Annotated in this window: 11 protein-coding genes; 10 read left to right on the top strand and 1 reads right to left on the bottom strand. The window is 37.7% G+C overall.

Features of this window, described 5'->3' with window-relative positions; genetic code table 11:
* Window positions 1–11: 11 nt before the first annotated feature.
* Both H3Z82_RS10355 and H3Z82_RS10360 read left to right on the top strand, forming a co-directional pair.
* The gene (locus H3Z82_RS10355) at window positions 12–1,325 is read left to right on the top strand and encodes a DUF4374 domain-containing protein (RefSeq protein ID WP_182205435.1); all 1,314 of its coding nucleotides are present in this window, start codon (window positions 12–14) and stop codon (window positions 1,323–1,325) included.
* A 132-nt stretch (window positions 1,326–1,457) separates the two neighbouring features.
* On the top strand, window positions 1,458–2,294 hold the full coding sequence (locus H3Z82_RS10360) for an alpha/beta hydrolase (RefSeq protein ID WP_182205436.1): 837 nt from the start codon (window positions 1,458–1,460) through the stop codon (window positions 2,292–2,294).
* A 729-nt stretch (window positions 2,295–3,023) separates the two neighbouring features.
* Here H3Z82_RS10360 and H3Z82_RS10365 read toward each other — a convergent pair.
* Window positions 3,024–3,311 carry a GNAT family N-acetyltransferase gene (locus H3Z82_RS10365; protein WP_182205437.1) on the bottom strand — a complete coding sequence of 96 codons (288 nt, stop codon included), beginning with the start codon at window positions 3,309–3,311 and terminating at the stop codon, window positions 3,024–3,026.
* Window positions 3,312–4,226: 915 nt separating this feature from the next.
* On the opposite strand from H3Z82_RS10365, the gene H3Z82_RS10370 reads away from it, so the two are divergent.
* From H3Z82_RS10370 to H3Z82_RS10405, 8 genes are all read left to right on the top strand, one after another.
* Window positions 4,227–4,493, top strand: a complete 267-nt coding sequence (locus H3Z82_RS10370) for a HipA N-terminal domain-containing protein (protein WP_182205438.1) — start codon at window positions 4,227–4,229, stop codon at window positions 4,491–4,493.
* A complete protein-coding gene (locus H3Z82_RS10375) occupies window positions 4,494–4,988 on the top strand; it encodes a hypothetical protein (RefSeq protein ID WP_182205439.1) in 495 nt (164 codons plus the stop codon). It begins immediately after the preceding gene.
* 178 nt (window positions 4,989–5,166) lie between these two features.
* On the top strand, window positions 5,167–9,333 hold the full coding sequence (locus H3Z82_RS10380) for a hybrid sensor histidine kinase/response regulator transcription factor (RefSeq protein WP_235982427.1): 4,167 nt from the start codon (window positions 5,167–5,169) through the stop codon (window positions 9,331–9,333).
* Between the two features lie 203 nt (window positions 9,334–9,536).
* Window positions 9,537–12,560: a SusC/RagA family TonB-linked outer membrane protein gene (locus H3Z82_RS10385; RefSeq protein WP_182205440.1), complete on the top strand. Its 3,024-nt coding sequence runs from the start codon at window positions 9,537–9,539 to the stop codon at window positions 12,558–12,560.
* An 18-nt stretch (window positions 12,561–12,578) separates the two neighbouring features.
* The gene (locus H3Z82_RS10390) at window positions 12,579–14,066 is read left to right on the top strand and encodes a RagB/SusD family nutrient uptake outer membrane protein (protein WP_182205441.1); all 1,488 of its coding nucleotides are present in this window, start codon (window positions 12,579–12,581) and stop codon (window positions 14,064–14,066) included.
* A gap of 252 nt (window positions 14,067–14,318) precedes the next feature.
* Window positions 14,319–15,368, top strand: coding sequence for a glycoside hydrolase family 130 protein (locus H3Z82_RS10395; protein ID WP_182205442.1), 1,050 nt, complete (start codon window positions 14,319–14,321; stop codon window positions 15,366–15,368).
* Complete coding sequence (locus H3Z82_RS10400; protein WP_182205443.1) at window positions 15,368–16,690, top strand: MFS transporter; 1,323 nt, start codon at window positions 15,368–15,370, stop codon at window positions 16,688–16,690. The genes H3Z82_RS10395 and H3Z82_RS10400 overlap by 1 nt, the downstream gene beginning before the upstream one ends.
* Window position 16,691: 1 nt before the next feature.
* Entirely contained in the window at window positions 16,692–18,431 is a 1,740-nt protein-coding gene (locus tag H3Z82_RS10405) for a hypothetical protein (protein WP_235982428.1), read from the top strand.
* Window positions 18,432–18,436 lie beyond the last annotated feature (5 nt).

An 18,436-nucleotide genomic window follows, 5' to 3' on the forward strand; every position in this document is an offset into this window, starting at 1 on the left:
ACAATAATATAATGAGAGTATCAAAATTAAATTTCAAAAAACAAAACGTTTTTATAAGCGCCGCGCTTGCTATGTCACTATGTTTTTATAACTGTAGTAGCGATGATAGTGTACCGGGAGTGGAACCAGACCCCAATGAGAGTGGTTTCCATTTCTTCGTTTCCGCAGAAGGAGAGTCTGCTGAATATTTACTGACGACCGACAATTTGGAGGAAGGGAATCTTTCTATTGCAGGGAATGGCCAAGAGCTTGAACAATCAGGATATACCTGGATATGTAATGACAATCCCTCAGCGGCTATTGGTTTGATTTATCAACAAGGTGATCCTGGCGTAGGCTTGGGATACAACTTGAACGATATGGGGCAACTCAATGAACTGGGACAGTTTCAGATTACCTCACGTTTTACTTCGTATGGGTTCTTTAATAATAAGGCGATTACCAGTGTGGGAGGGCAAACGCCAGTGGACAGTGACGGTAATTCACTTTTGGATGACAACGGAAATGAAAGAAGTGATGGTGTCACCTTTAATTTGATTGATTTGGAGAACAATCTTGCACTGCAGGAAAGGACGATAACAACTTTGAATATAGTGCATGAAGGAGAACAAGCAACATTATCTGGCATTGTAGACTTAGGTAATGGTGAGTTTTTAACCGGACTTGTGGTTTCAAAACCAAAAGATCCTAATGCAGGAGGAGGTTCAAGTACAGGAGTAATAACTTACCCTGACAGTGTGTGGGTGGCAAAATATGATGCCAACTTGATACTGAAAACTATTTATCGTGACGACCGAATCAGTTATTCTTCAGGACGCTTTAGGTCTCAATATTATTCTCAAATAGGAAAATCTGATAATGGTGATGTGTATGTGTTTTCTGGATCTTATGATGAAAATACTACCCACCCTGCTGGCGCCTTAAAGATTGATAAAGGCGCAGACGCTTTTGATGCTGCTTATTACTTTAACATTCAAGAACTGTCAGACGGCTATAAATTCAGGAAAGTTCACCATATCACCAAAGATTACTTTCTCTTGGAGTTTTATAATGATATAGAAGTTGCATCTACTGGAGCCGCAACACAATATGGTATCGTGAAAATGGAGGATAAAATCTTTAATTGGTTAAATGGCATGCCTTCAAAAAATGCCATTGTAAGCACTGGTTTGCCTGCTTCCCATGAAGGCAAGCTCTATTTTCCAATTACAGTAGAAGGTGAAAACCCTGCCATTTATAGTATTGACCCTGTTTCAGCAACGGCAACAAAGGGGATTTCGGTTATGGCTACAAATATCAGGGCCGTTGGCGTACTATCTTACTAGTAAATTGAGATAGCTTATAAACTGTCGCTTAGATTCTCTAGTATCATCTCAGAGTATTCAGTAGGAATAGAGGAGATACGGAGGATCCCGTGGCAGTGTATTATTCAAAATATTAATCTAAGCGTATTTCTGATGAATAGCCTTTATCTCTTTTTCCTAGGTGTCTTAATCACTTTCGGGGTGTCTTCCCAAAATCAACAAGGAAATTTGTTAGTGTTAGGAAGATCACATAAGGTTTACTCCAATATTTTGAATGAAAATCGGACCTATTATATATACCTTCCAGAAGGGTATGGGGATAATACAGAAAAGAAGTATGCGGTTGTCTATTTATTGGATGCCAATATTAACTTCCATTCATATACCGGAATCCAGCACATGCTAAGTAGAGGGCGAATGGGACGCGGAATCGTGCCCGAAATGATTGTTGTCGGTATAGTCAATACCAACAGAATACGGGATTTCACGCCCACGCGTGCTAAAAAACTTCCAGAGAAATTCAGAAGTAATAATAAGATGCTTGAGGATGGAGGAGGATTGGAAAAATTTTTATCTTTTATTAAGAAGGAATTACGTCCAATTATCAACAAATCCTATAATACCAATGGAAACAATACTCTTATTGGACATTCGTTAGGCGGTCTTGCCACTGTCTATACTTTAATGCATCATCCAAAATTATTTAGTCATTACTTGGCAATTGATCCTAGTTTTTGGTGGGATGATGAGATGATATTAAGAATTGCTCCAGAAAAGTTAAAAAATTCAGATTTCTCAAATACTAAATTCTTTTTCACTTCTGCAAATCATAATAATAAGATGGATGGTGCTGTGACATTAAAATCGCTTTTAGAGGATGTTGCTCCTAAGGGTCTGTTTTGGGATTATAAATATTATGAGAATGAAAACCATGGTAGTGTTATTATTCCTTCGGAATATGATGGATTAAAGTTTTTATTTAGAGATTAAACTTAACATAATACCAATTTTATATAATGGTACAGAATAATCTAACCATACTAGTTTGCTTTACAACTTTAATTCTTAAAACCTTCATATCTTCGCAACTTTCCGTTCTATTGCTCTATCATAAATCTGACTAGTCCAGAACTTGGTGGACCCAATAGTTTCAAATCTATTTCCATTTGAAAACTGTTTGCTAAAGTGCAGGTTGTTGTGAAAGCTTGTCTGACTATATGAAATATTGAGCTTTACTTGGTTTTAGATATATAGGTAATTTCCTTCAAATAGCTGTTCAACTTTTGATTTGATAAATTAGGAAATATTTTTCCCGAATGAAATACTCTACGGTGTAATCGGATATACCGTGGATAATATTGATATTACGATAGGTAAAAGAAATAATTTGTTCTAAATCTATGAATCAAGTATGCTGATTATATCTCTCCTTTTAGACGATGATTTAATTAGTCTTGATCTTTTAAAGTTGTATTAATCTAACTGAAATAGATTATTAGCGCAAAAACAAAGATGCTACATTTTGAAACCGGAATACCTGGCATAAATCAAACTGAAGTAATGTTGTAATCTTAAGCTTAAAATGTGGCAATAGAATCGAAGCATGTTTTAGCATTACTAACATGCTATTTAGGTGGAAGTGCCTTGTGCTACTGACCAATCGCTTAAAGAAAGGGGATGTTTTGATTTGTAAAACCTATCTGAACCATAGCATTTAGATCATTCTATTACAAATGCCCTCCATTCTGCATTATTCATAATATAGAGGGCCACATAAGGACAACTTGGAATCAACTTCAGTCCATGTGTTTTAATAAGGTTCAGAACGGATGAGATAAGCTTATCCTTTAACTCAGGAATATCAGTTCCGTTGCAAGAATCACTATGAAAAAGTTCTATCGTATTTTTGGATTTTCTGTAACTTAGATAAATGAGAATGTTATCGAATTGCATCTCAAATCGCTGCAATTCGGTGTTGTCAATTAATGGTGGATTTTGGTATTCCATAATAAAGGAAGCATTAAGTCTTGTATGGGAAATTATTTAAGAAAAGATTGCGCATCTTATATTGTGATTTCTTTTAATGTGAAGTGGTAAAGCTGACTGACATGGCATCTGATTGTATACTTTTCTCTTATTCACGATTAACATTAGCAAAGCAAATCAATAAGACTGCCAATTATCATTCTACCTCCTATCCTTGGGTTTCTTTTGAGGTGTTATTCTATGTTCTGACTTAGCTGTGTTCTTTTGCAATCTGAGAGGATCTATTTTAATTCCTTTGGGTCTGTTGTCGATCATGACACACCTGTTTTTGGGGAAGTATAAATATATAATTTTAATTTATCAAATGCAACCTTAAGCTGTTTCTATGCGGTGATTATAAAATACCATATCTCATTCTGTAGGAAATGATATATCAAATTTGTTCTTATTGAAGTGAAAGGTCGTCTATGTTTGTTATTTCAATTATAATCACTGCTTTTGACTGAAATAACAAACATTATTGATTTTGGGGTAAGAAAAAACAAATACTGTTTCCTAAACAAATAGATATTCTCAAGCAAATGGGTGAGAATATAAAATTGTCGCGTAAAAGAAGAAAGCTTACACAACAACATGTATCTGAAAGAGCAGATTTTATAAGGAGTACGCTTTATCTAATAGAGTCTGTAGCTCCAAGTGTAGCGATAGGAGCATATTTTTAAGTATTGCGTGTGTTGGGGCTTAAGGATGATTTTTTAAAGCTAACGGCTGATGATGAATTTGGAAGGAAACTCCAAGATTTTGTTCTCCTTTAAACCATCTATTTGATGCCAATTATATTAGCAACCTTGAACCCTCTTGAAATGCCAAAAGGAAAAATAGATACATATACTTACGCACACTGGAAGATAGTGCGAGAACCTCAATTGATGTGGGGTGCTTTCGATATTGCATGCCAAGGACAAAAAAGCCTTTAGTTTTGTGTCCAATAATGATTGGCTGAAATCTAAAAAACAATTGGTTCTCGACTCTGATATACAATTCTATAGCGGGCCACAGTATCCAAGCAATAAAGAGAGCTTTGGTGTATTCTTGGATAGTATGCCAGATACTTGGGGAAGAACCATGTTGAAGCGTAAACAAGCACAATTGGTAAGTGAAAGAGACGAAAGAGCAAGAACGTTATACGATATAGACTATTAGTTGGATGCATATGATGAAAGTCGTATGGTGGTATTGCGTTTCAATACAGATCATGATGGTCCGTTTTTGGACAATAACATGCGGATACCTACACCTCCGTGGTCATTTGTTTTAGAGCTACAAGATGCAGCCCAAAACTTTGAAAATAAAGGCAATAATGAGGAGGTGAGAAAATGGTTGGGAATTTTAATGGTCGCTGGATCCTCGTTAGGAGGTGCCAGGCCTAAAGCGAATATACGTGATGAAAATGGTGACTTATGGATTGCTAAATTTTCATCTAAAAATGATGCCACAGATAAAGCCGCTTGGGAATACTTGGCATACTTCATTCATAGGCTAATGACCAATTGTTTGACTGCCGTTCCAAAACAAATCCTAAATTCCTTTTTTAAGGCATATTCATTTGGGCAAATCATTTTAGATAATTCTGTTAAACTTGACGCATTAACAAAATTGGTATTAAGAAGACTGTTGGTCTCTCGGCTCTGCCTTTAATGCAAAACAATTTTGAAGGGATATCGGATTGATTTCTTTTGAACTAGATCCATCGGTTACCATTTATGCCTACATCAATATGATGAGAGGTCAATTTCATAATGTCCTATTTTAATGTTTTTTGTTTAGTTTTATACCTCGAATCAATCAACGCGAGATTTTGAAATCTAATCTACTCTTGAAAATTATTGTTTTTTTTGCGATTATTGGTTGTAATAAAAAACCTGCAGATGATATATTGAACGACTCGGTTGAAAATGAAGCCAGTGCGGTTTCTGTCGGCTTATCCAATTTTAATGAGCCTCTTGAATATTCAACAGAACAATTGGATAATACAAATGGCCTTTCCAATAGCTCAGTTAACACCATTTTTCAGGATTCCGAAAATTTATTATGGATTGGCACCTGGGATGGTTTAAACAGGTACGATGGGAATAATTTTAAGATTTTTAGGCCCGAATTGGATAATGAGACTAGTCTTACCAACCAGGTCGTTCTTAAGATTAACGAAGATAAATCGGGATTTATCTGGGTATTGACACTTCATGGGTTGAATAAATACGATAAAAAAACAAATAGATTCACAAGATACTTCTTCTCGAGAGATGACAAGCCACCATTGACGGAGTCAGAATTCAACATGGCACTTGATGTGTCTAAAAATGTTTATTGTGCTGTTAAGGATTGGGGTATTGGATACTATGATGGTGAGAAATTCCAATTGATAGAGATCGATGGCCTCCCGAGGTATCCTGTTAAGAAAATGACATTCACCACCACGGGAAAATTACTTTTACTACTTAATAATCAACAATTTTATTCCATACAAATTGTTGCTTCTTCCGATGGGATTAAAAAAGCGACTCAAATTAAGGAAATTTCAAATCGTGTCGTTGACTTTGAGACGCTTTCCAAAAATGGAATCTACTATATTACGGAATCAAAAACTGCGTTTCTGTACTCTGTCGAAAATGAAACGCATCAATTATTGGATGACTCCGATCCAGGAAGAGTTATCTCTAAAATAAGAGAAGGGGTTTTGGTGCACCGTGGTTCGGGATATTCTATAATTAATAATAAAGGTGAAATAGTCACTACACCATGGACGGACAAATTACAGAAGCAAAAACTAACTGCTGTCCTACAGGGCACGGAAAATATCATTTGGACAGGAACAGATGGCGATGGACTATTTAAGCTATATCCACAAAAAAAAGTATTCAATTTGGTTTCAAGGGCCCAGATCCCTGAACTGGAAGGAGGTATAGTCCGGGCGTTTCTGGAAGTCGAAGACCATTCATTTTGGGTAGGGACTAAAGGGAATGGTTTGATCCGCTTGCAAAGTCAATTTTATTTAAATCCCAAGGAAAAACTAATATACCAAAATTACAATGAAAGCAACAGTGGCTTGAATAATGCCATATTTTCGTTACATAAGGGACAGGACGATCTTGTTTTAATTGGGACTGATGGACATGGGTTGAGCGCGTTTGACATCAAGAATGATAAGCTCATTAACTGGGGAGAAATTTTGGATAGTGAAAATTGTTCATTTTTTAAGTCTACTTATGCCATTTATCAAGATCAGGCCGGATTTATTTGGCTTGGAACCAATGGCTATGGGATGGTGCGTTTTAAGTTGGTTCGTTATGGTGACCATTTAAAAGTCAGTGACTTTAAACACTATTTGGCTGAAGGCGGCCAAAAAAAAGCTTTAAGTAGCAATATTGTTTTTTCAATTATACCCAAAAATGATCATGAACTTTGGATTGGTACAAGACTGGGCGGATTGGATCTTTTTAATAAAGAGTCCCAGGTGTTTAGGACATTCGAACATATCAAATATGATTCGCAAAGTTTATCCAATAATGATATTTTATACCTTCATACGGATTCGGAAAAAAACCTTTGGGTAGGGACGAGTTTAGGACTGAACTTGTTAAAGGAATTTAAAAATGATACTATTCCTGTATTTCAAAATTTCACTACAAAGGACGGACTTAGAAATAATACGATTCACGGGATTGTTTCAGATGATAGTTCCAATCTTTGGTTAAGTACAAATTTTGGCTTATCCAATTACATTGTTGAGGAGTCTAAATTTATTAATTATACCAAAAATGAGGGCTTACAGGACAATGAGTTTTCGGATGGAGCCATTTATCAACCTAAAGGTTCCGACTATGTTTTTGCCGGGGGTGTTAAAGGGTTTAATTATTTCATGTCTTCACGAATTAAAGAGTCAGAGGTTATTCCAAACATTCTTGTGGACAAAATTAGTGGTCAGAATGAGGAAGTGCCTTATTTTCAAGGGTTGGTAATTTCCCCATACTCCACCTCTAATCCTTCCATTGTTTTAAACCATGATCAAAACTTCTTTGATATCGAATTATCGGCTTTAACCTACATAAATAATGAGAAGAGCCAATATGCTTATAAGTTAGATGGTTTTGACCAGGACTGGAATATCATCAATAATAGACGAACTTTTTCTTTTACGAATGTGCCAAAAGGCAGGTATTCATTATGGCTCAAATGGTCCAATAGTGATGGGGTATGGGGAGAACCGGTTCGTGCCATAAATATTCAAATCAAACCTGTTTTTTGGCAATCCAATGTGGCCATAGTCGTGTATGGGGTGTTGCTCATCCTTTTTCTTCTATTTGTGTGGAGCTATTTCAGTAAGCAGTATACATTAAGGCAAAACATTCTTTCTCAACAAAGAGAGGAAGAAATTCATCAAAATAGGCTTAATTTTTTCACCAATGTTGCCCACGAATTCCAAACACCATTAACTTTGATTTTAGGACCTATCCAAAAACTTTCAAAGTCCACAGCTATTGTCAATACGGATGAAAAGTATGTCCGGATGATTGAAAGGAATTCTTCAAGATTACTTTTTTTGACACAACAGTTGCTCGAATTTAGAAAGGCGGAATATGGACATTTGGGAATTTCCATAAAGCATTTTGACCTAGTCAATTTAGTGGAACAGATCGCTGAATTGTTTGATGAATGGGCGTTACAAAAAAATATCAACTACAAATTGGAAATTTCTTCGGAACTATCTGGATGGTTTGATAAGGATAAAATTGAAATCATATTATTCAATCTATTGTCAAACGCATTTAAGTATACTCCTGAAAACGGAAAAATAACCTTGTCTTTAAGTATAGAGGAAAATAATATAGATACGCTGGAGATTGAAGTGGTGAATTCAGGAAAAGGTATTCCCAAAGATAAGTTAGACTCCATTTTTGACCGCTTTTTCTTAGCAGATAATGAGGTTTCCAACGAAAAGTTCAGAACTGGAATTGGGTTGGCATACATTAAAAAAATGGTGAACTTACTTGGAGGTGATGTGTTTGTTTTAAGCGAAGAAAATAAGGCGACCACATTTAAGGTCGTGCTTCCTTGCAGTAAGATCGCGTTTAGGGATCAAGAAATAGATTATGAGGAGGGCCAAGTTTTAATTTCAGGTCATTTACAAAATATTATACGAGAAGAATCGGGACTGTCCTATAGAACCCCAAATAAAATCTCTGCTCTTGAAAATCTTTTAAATAGAAGAAAATCGATTTTGATTGTAGAAGACGAGAAGGAAATCCACACATTTTTAAATGAATTGTTAAAGGAGAACTATATCATATTTACTGCGTTTAACGGGGTGGAGGCCATGAATGTTTTACAAAACAATGAACCTGATCTCATCATCAGTGATGTGATGATGCCCGATATGGATGGGATTGAACTTTGTAGTAAAATCAAAAGAGATATCAAGACCTGTCATATTCCGTTTATTATGCTCACGGCAAAAGCTGACGTGATACATCGGATTCAAGGACTGGAAAGTGGAGCAAATGCTTATATCCCTAAACCATTCCATCCGGATCATTTATTGGTCAGAATTGAAAAACTACTTGAGGAAAGAGAATTGATTTTGAAGCATTTTACTCGGGATACTATCGTTGAGAACCTTATCAAACTTCCTATAGATAATGATGATAGGAAATTTATAACGGAAGTCATTGAAATTATTCGTGATAATATTGAGAACGAACATATGAATGCCTCCTTTATTGAACAGGAATTGGCCATGAGTAGTTCACAATTGTACAGAAGGATCAAGCAAATATTTGGTTTTTCACCAGGCGATCTTATTAGGACAATTCGTTTAAAACATGCTGCAGAACTCCTTATAAAAAGTAACCTTACCGTATCCGAAGTGTGCTACCAATCTGGGTTTAACAACCGATCTTACTTCTATCGAGAGTTTAAAAAAATATACAATAGTACGCCCAAGGAATATCAACTCCGTCAAAAACGCACCAATACCTTCGATTAACAAGTTGATTATGTAGGTTTTATATCCGATGTGTACACTTTTGGTTATATAGTGTACACTGTATTTTAATCTCCCGTATATCTTTATAAGGTGATTTGTGCCTCCAATTCGGAATGGCGATCATGGCTTTGTTAAATCCCTTAAATTATTATTGTCATGAAAAAAAATACTCGAATTATTAACCAGTTTAATTCATCTTTATTATGAAAAAGCAAATAACGTATTGCCTGCATATAATAGTGGTTATGTTCTTTGGAAGTGTTGTAAATGCGCAAAACGTGACCGGTGTGGTATCGGATATGAATGGCCCGCTACCCGGAATTAATGTAGTGGAAAAAGGAACGACTAATGGTACAGCCACCGATTTTGACGGGCACTACAATATTACGGTCATGGATTCACAGGCTATTTTGGTCTTTAGTGGTATAGGTTTTAACACCATGGAATTAGCAGTCAATGGGCAGACACAAATCAACGTGGAACTCACTGAAGATTTGGAAACCTTGGATGAGGTGGTATTAGTAGGCTATTCCTCACAGAAAAAATCCACCTTGACCGGCGCGGTCTCTGTAGTTAATTTGACAAACCTCGAAAAAACCCGAGTCGTCAATGTTGCCAAAGCACTTCAAGGGCAAGTTGCTGGGGTTCAGGTGACCTCAAGTACTGGTGCACCTGGCGATCCCATACAGGTACGGATTCGTGGAGAAGGCACTATTGGCAATAATGATCCTTTATATGTCATTGACGGGATTCCGACCCGCGACATTAATTTTTTGAATCCAGCGGATATTGAGAGTATGTCCATTTTGAAGGATGCCTCTGCGGCCGCCATTTATGGATCGAGAGCGTCCGGTGGTGTGGTTTTAATAACCACCAAAAGCGGTAAGGTAGGGAAAGTAAGTTTTGATGTGAATTATTATACCGGTATAAGCTATGCGTCTAATCTTCCCAAAATGCTCAATACAGAGCAATATATGAACACCGTTGAGAAAGCATGGATCAACTCCAGCAGATCGGGAACCAACCCTTATACTGCGGATAAGGGCAGATCAGACTTTTCTGATACCGATTGGTTGGACGAATTATTCGAAACCGGAAGATCACAAAACCTGCAATTGACCGCCAGTGGAGGAAGTGAGAAAATTCAATTCTTATTATCCTTGGGGTATAATGACCAAGATGGGATTGTAGTGTATGACCATGACAAATACAAACGTTTAAATTACAGAACTAACCTGAATGTTGATCTGACCGAACGTCTAAAAATTGGGACCAATCTTCAACTCACCTATGCCACGCAGGATGCTTTATCCTCTAAAGGTGATGAGCCTGGAATTATCCGACATGCTTTATTGAGACCTCCAGTTCTCGGAGTCTATAAAGATAAGAATGACCCCACCTATTCAGTAAATGATCCGTTTACAGATTTACCTTTTTACCAACATAATGATAAAGATACCGGGGGATGGGAGAGCGATAAATATGAATGGTCCCAGAATCCAGTGGCTTTAGCCTACTTTACAGATGACGTACGGAGCAGTTTTAGAACATTTGGAAATATATATGCGGAGTATTCCTTTTTAAAAGACAAAGAATTGACCTTTAGAACCAATGTTGGGGTGGATTTATCATTTTACCATAATAAAAAATTTAACGCCAATTTTGGGGATGACGACGGTGGTGGAAGTGATCGAGACAAGGGCCAGGGACGCCAAAACCGTCCGAACAGTTTGAATGAAGATCGCGCAGAATCACGTACCATTACGTTCAACAATACCTTAAATTATGTAAAAACGATTGCTGAAAAACATGATCTCAGTGTATTGGTGGGTACTGAATTCATTGAAAATTATGACTCTTCCGTGGGAGCGAGTAGGATGCGATTTGGCATTACCGATCCTACCTTTAGATATATAGATTATGGTGGAACGGAGGTCGATGTATGGAACGGAGGTAGCGCTTCTGAATGGGCTTTGTTTTCGGTTTTTGGATCGGGAACCTATGTATATGATGGTAAATATATGGTTACAGCCAACTTAAGGGCCGATGCTTCTTCGCGTTTTTCTGAAAAGAATCGTTGGGGATATTTCCCATCGGTTTCTGCAGGATGGAAAATTTCGGATGAAAATTTCCTAAAGGATGTCTCTTGGTTGTCCAACCTCAAGCTGCGGGCCGGATGGGGTAGACTCGGAAACCAGGAAATCGACAATTATGCTTATCTGACTTTAATAAGTCAGGTAGACGGTAAAGTTGTGGTGGACCGCTATGGCAATGATGACTTGAAATGGGAAACTTCAGAATCCAGTAATTTTGGTATCGATCTCGGATTTTTACGAAACAGTTTGTCCATTTCAGCAGATTATTTTGTAAAAAGAACGACAGACATTTTATTGCCGGTGGGCTTGCCGAGTATTGTTGGAGATGTGTCACCTACCATTGTGAATGCAGGAGAAGTGCTTAACAAAGGATTTGAATTCACCTTAAATTATCGAAACTCTGACCATGCTTTCAAATATGGGATTAATGCAAATTTTGCCACATTAATTAATAGCGTGGAAAGACTGCAGACCAAAGAGGTTGGGCAATCCTTGAATTCTTTTTTCGGCTATAAAATGGAAGGTATTTATCAAAATCAGGCAGAAATTGATGCGCATTTAAGTGGTACTTTGAATCCATCTGCCAAGCCAGGAGATATCAAGTTTGCCGACCTTAATGATGATGGTATTATTAATTCCGATGATAGAACATTCACCGGAGACGCCATTCCTGATCTGACCTATGGCGTGACCTTATTTGCGAATTATAAAGGCTTTGATTTCTCCTGTATGTTTCAAGGTGTGGAAGGGGTTGACAAATATAATGATGCTAAAAAGATCATCGATTACGACACCCGCCCTTTCAACTACACCACTCATATTTTAGGAGCATGGGATGGCGAGGGAACAAGCAATACCATTCCAAGAGTGACATTTGAAGATAACGGAAGTAGTAAACAATCCAGTATCTACGTTGAAGATGCTTCATATTTCCGACTAAAGAATATCGAAATCGGTTACACCGTGAATGCGATTCAAGGATTACAGGATCTTCGTTTTTATATCTCTGGTCAAAATTTATTGACCTCCACAAAATATACTGGTTTAGATCCAGAATCAACCGATACTACGGATAAGGGAACTTATCCATTGGCCTCATCTGTGCTCCTTGGCGTAAATGTTAAGTTTTAAATTCTAAAAATATCAGTTATGAAAACATTATATAAAAGTTTAATTACTATAAGTCTTTTTGTAGCATTTACGGGATGTAATGACGAGCTTACCAAGGATCCTATTGGGCTACTGACCATGGATCAAGTGGATACAACGCCCACCCTAAATACCTTGGAATCCTCCGTAAGTTCTTCCTATCAATTGCTTTCAAGCACCTTAAACTTGGTAGGCGATTGGCAATGGGATGATGGTACGGTCACCCGAAATGATTTCATTCTTCAGGACATTGCCTCTAATGACATGAACAAAAAATGGAATCCAGATGGCGATCAAGCCTGGATGGACGAGTTGAGCGCGTTCAATTTCACCGCCGACAACGGTGCATTTAATGGGATATGGCTTTATGATTACGAAGGCATTAATCGGATAAATCTTGCTATAAGTTATTTGACCAATCCAGAAGTCACCCAAGCAGTGGGTATTAGCGATAACCGTAAAAATCAATTGCTGGGCGAAGTTCATTTCTTGAGGGCGTTTTACTATTTTGATCTGGTCAATAATTTTGGCGACGTTCCACTTCTTACGGAGCCCTTAACCTCTTTTGCAGAAGCTTTTGAGGTGGCCGTTCGCGTCCCTGAATCAGAAGTCTGGACACAGATTAATGCTGATTTAGTCGCGGCAAAGGAACTGTTGCCAAATTCAAAGTATCCGTCACCGAGTGAACCTTGGCGCGTTTCAAAAGGTGCCGTGATTGCACTACAGGCTAAAGCGGCTTTGTACAATGAAGATTGGGCAGGGGTGATCTCCTATGTTAACGAATTGGATGCTCTCGGGTTCTATAGTTTAAATACCAACTATTTTGACAGTTTTGCGGTCGATAAAGAATTTACGGATAACGAAGTGATTTTTGCTTACGATCATATTTCAGATCAAAATCCGCGAAAAGGAAATGGCCTATGTGCCTTGATAGGATGGGGATTTGTAGCTCCAACGGACAACTTTTTAAATGAGTTTGAACCTAATGATCCGAGATTGTTATACACCGTGGATGTACCGAATCAAAATGTTTCAAAATTATTGGGAAATACTGTGGGCGAAAACAAAGGAAACGACGATGCCCCAAGTAACAAAATATACATGCGTTATGCGGATGTCCTGCTCTGGAAAGCCGAAGCCTTACTCGAAACTTCCGATTACGAGGGGGCTATGACCATAATCAACCAAGTTCGAGAACGTGCACGGACGACGCCAACTGCCGACGGATCTGCAATACCTGCCGGTACTTTGGAGGACCGACCCAGCTCTACAGATGCGGCACAAATTAAGGAGTGGTTGATCCATGAAAGACGGGTGGAACTCGGGTTTGAATCACAGCGGTTCAACGATTTAAAACGATGGGGATTGGCCAAATCCTTCTTAACCGGTCTCGGCAAGAACTTTCAGGACAAAAATTATTTATACCCAATACCGCAAGGTGAAGTGGATAAATCGGCAGGGACCATTACGCAGAATCCAGGGTACTAAATGAGTATAAGATTGAGAATTGTTTGAGTTAGTTTTTAATTAAGGAGAAGTAGTATTTCTCAGATATCCTACTTCTCTTTTTTTTAATGCAGTCCGATTTTTGGAATTTAGTTGTTAATGCCAATCCTTAAAAGGATAATAGGTCTCGATATGATTGGGATAGTCCTCTCCTTTCAAAGTGATATGGTTTTACTGTTTCTTCATTAGTTACTTTTTATAAAATATTTTATTAACCAATAAATCAAATATGGAATGAGTGACATTGCAATAAGATATCGTCAAAATCCAATTTTATCACCTAATGATTTAAGCCCCAGTAATCCAAATATGATTATTGAATGTTTGCTAAATCCCGGTGTATTTCAATTTAAGGATAAAATAGGATTATTGGTTAGGGTAGCAGAAAGGACCATTCAAAAAGAGGGTTTTCTCACTGTACCCATATATGATGATCTCGGGAAAGTTGAGCTTTTGAACTTCAAAATGGATGATCCCAAATTAAACGCAGCGGATGCCCGAGTGATAAACTATGATGGTGTTGATTATTTGACTACCATATCGCATTTAAGAGTTCTGTTTAGTGACGATGGCACCCATTTTTATGAGAATAAATCCTTTCCATCACTTTTTGGAGAGGGCGTCTACGAATCGTATGGCATTGAAGATTGTAGAGTTTCCAAAATTGACGATGCTTACTATTTAACGTATACCATGGTCTCACCAAACGGCGTCGGAGTGGGACTGCGCACCACAAATGACTGGAAGACTTTTGATAAGAAGGGCATGATCTTCAGCCCTCACAATAAGGATTGTGCCATTTTTGAAGAGAAAATTAACGGAAAATATTACGCGCTCCACAGACCAAGTAGTCCTGAATTGGGAGGCAATTATATTTGGTTGGCAGAATCGCCAGATGGTTGTCATTGGGGGAATCACAAATGTATTGCCAAAACCAGGTCAGGAAAGTTTGATAGCAAACGGTTGGGCGCTGGCGCAGCACCTATAAAAACGGAGAAAGGCTGGTTGGAGATCTATCATGGTGCCACTGAAGGAAATAGATATTGTTTGGGTGCTATTTTAATGGATTTATATGACCCGTCAATCGTTATTGCGCGTTCTGAACAACCCATTATGGAACCGATTGCGGAATACGAGAGAACGGGATTCTTTGGTAACGTGGTATTCACAAATGGACATATCGTTGATGGAGATACCATTAGAATGTATTACGGGGCATCAGATGAACATGTTTGTTTGGCTGATTTTTCAATCAAGGACATATTAAAAACATTAGGACTATAATGATAGATTTAGCTAAGGTTGGATTAAAAGATTTTACGAGAAGTGCTAAGATATTGATCATAACCAATACAATTTATGCATTTGTACTGCCGGTCATTGATATTTTCGTGGCCTCATATATTATGCGAAATTCAAATGACCCTTCCAAGGTCATCTTGTACCAATTGGCAATTTATGTTGGTATTCCAATTACGTTTCTGATTAATGGATATTTGTTGAATAAAATAAATATTAAAAGATTATTTTCATTAGGGATGCTTCTGAGCGGTGTATCCATGGTGTTCATGATGTCATTAAAGGAAATCAATTATTTTGGATTGGCAGGAGCTGGGTTGATTATGGGGATGTCCTTTGGTCTGTATTGGGCCAATCGGGATTATTTGGTACTCTCCACAACACAGGACAGAACCCGAAATTTTTATTATGGTCTGGAAACTTTTATCTATACCATCATTGCTTCCACTGTGCCATTTTTAATTGGTTGGTACTTAATGAAAGGACACGGGAATGCGGAGTCAATTTCTAATGAAGCTGTAAATTCAGGTTATAGGGTTATTACCACGATCGTATTTCTAATTACACTTCTCGCCTCCATTGTATTTCATTTGGGAACTTACGAAAAACCAAAGAGTGAAAAATTTATTTATTTCAAATTTCACAAACTTTGGAAAAAAATGATTCAGTTGTCTGTATTGAAAGGGCTGGCACAAGGTTTTATCGTGACGGCTCCAGCGATGTTGATGATGAAGTTCTTCCATTCCGAAGGGGCATTAGGGACTGCTATTTCCATAGGAGCTATTATTGCGGCAGTAATCATGTTGATTTTGGGGAAATATTCGAAGCCTAAACATCGTTTGGTTATTTTTAGTGTTGGATTGATTTCATTTTTCCTCGCTTCTTTTTTTAATGGGCTACTGTTCAATACCACAGGAGTCATTCTATTTATGTTCTTATTGTTGATGGCTCGGCCAATTTTGGATATTGCCTATTTTCCGATTCAATTAAAAGTCATTGACATCCTATCAAAATTGGAAAATAGGAATGAATTCTCGTACATTCTAAATCACGAATTCGGATTGTTTGTTGGTCGTTTTATAGGGGCAAGTACATTTTTGATTATTGCATTTTTTATAAATGCGGATATTGCTTTACGTTACGCCTTATTGATTATTGGGAGTCTTCAATTACTTTCTATCATTATTGCCAAGCAGCTGTTAAGGCAACAATCAACTTTAGAGAAGGAATTATTGGAGAAAGAACTATTAAACAAGGAACCAATTGATGAAGATACAGTAATTACTAACCCTATAAGCGTAAAATAAAATGAATATTAAAAATTACATTCTGGCTCTATTCATCGGATTTCTACTTTTTTCTTGCAAAACGGGATCATCTCAATTCACAGGTGATAATTCGATCCGACAGCTTCATTTAAGTCGAGTAGATGCCATGCCTAATTTACCAGAACCTTTTAAGGTCATGGACTTTAAAGATATGGCGAAAAAGTTTGATGCCTTGGTTTATGATGAGACTCAAACGGGGGAGTATTGGCCCATGATTTGGATGGACGACTCCCGAAAAAATTTTGATCAGGAAACCTTCGGGATTTATACGGCGATGGGCGATTTAAGACAGGGTCCACAAAACAATGATGGGATTTTTCATGAGTCCTTAGCAACTGTTGGTTCTGTGTTTGGGGCAACTCTTGTAGGTATCGACAAATCAAACCAAAATGGAAAAAACTATGTGTCCATGCTTAAGAACTATTTTAATTCAGAAACCAATTGGGATATTGTCATGAACAACACCAGTCCTGAAGTGGCAATGCTGGGTGGAGGATATGGAAGGGATTGGTGGTATGATGTATATCCGAATGTATTGTTTTATGGCGTCGCAAATTTTTATCCTGATGAAAAGCATTATACAGAAATTATGCGTTCGGTTGCGGAGAAATTTTATGATGCCAATGCAGTTTTAGAAGGAAATTATTCACATTCCTTTTTTAATTATGCCACCTTGGAACCTCAAGATAATTGGATATGCAAACAAGAGGACGCGGCAGCAGGTCATGCTTATGTCTTGTATTCTGCCTATCAGAAATTTAAGGAGCCCAAATATTTGGTTGGGGCCAAAAATTCTTTAGAGGCTCTTTTGGCGCAAAAGGATAATCGGTTTTATGAAATTCTAATGCCATTTGGAGCCTATGTGGCTGCACGATTGAATGCTGAAGAAGGAACTGATTACAACTATACTAAAATTTTGGAATGGACGTTTGACGGTACCTCGGTCTGTAGAGAGGGGTGGGGCGTGTTGGTAGGCAATTGGAACGGATACGATATTTCTGGAATAGTTGGAAGTACTGTCGATCATGGAGGATTTGGCTTTTTAATGAATACTTATGACACCATGTGGCCCCTAGTTCCGATGGTCAGATACGACCAGCGTTATGCAAATACAATCGGGAAATGGATGTTGAACGCTAGCAATGCATTAAAATTATTCTATCCTTATGAAATATCTGATGAACATCAATCCATCCCAGAACTTAAACACCATACCAAAGGAGTTATTGCCTATGAAGGTCTGATCAAACAGTCGCATTTTGAGGAATATGAGCATATTAAGGCGCCCATCGCTATTGGTGATGGTCCACATTGGGTAGATGGAAATCCCGATGTGTCCCAATTTAGCGTTTATGGAAGTGGACACGTGGGGATTGCAGGAGCAATTGTTTCAGCAACAAATGTGGATAATATATTGCAATTGGATTTATTGGCGACCGATTTTTATCGCAATGCAGCATTGCCATCGTATCTGTATTATAACCCTAACCAAGAAGCAAAATCTGTGACCATTTCTGTGGGTGAAAAATCGTTAAAGATTTATGATGCCATACAAAGAAGGTTTATTAGGGAAAATGTAAAAGGAGACTTCACTTTTAATATCTCAAAGGAAAATGCAGCACTGTTGGTGATGGTTCCCCAAACTGCTAATGTATTCGAAAAGAACGGGAAATTGTATGCTGATGGCGTCGTCATAGATTATAGATATTCAGAAAACTAAACGGT

Origin of the sequence: Gelidibacter maritimus (assembly GCF_014062315.1) — a bacterium.
Classification (GTDB): Bacteria; Bacteroidota; Bacteroidia; order Flavobacteriales; family Flavobacteriaceae; genus Gelidibacter; species Gelidibacter maritimus.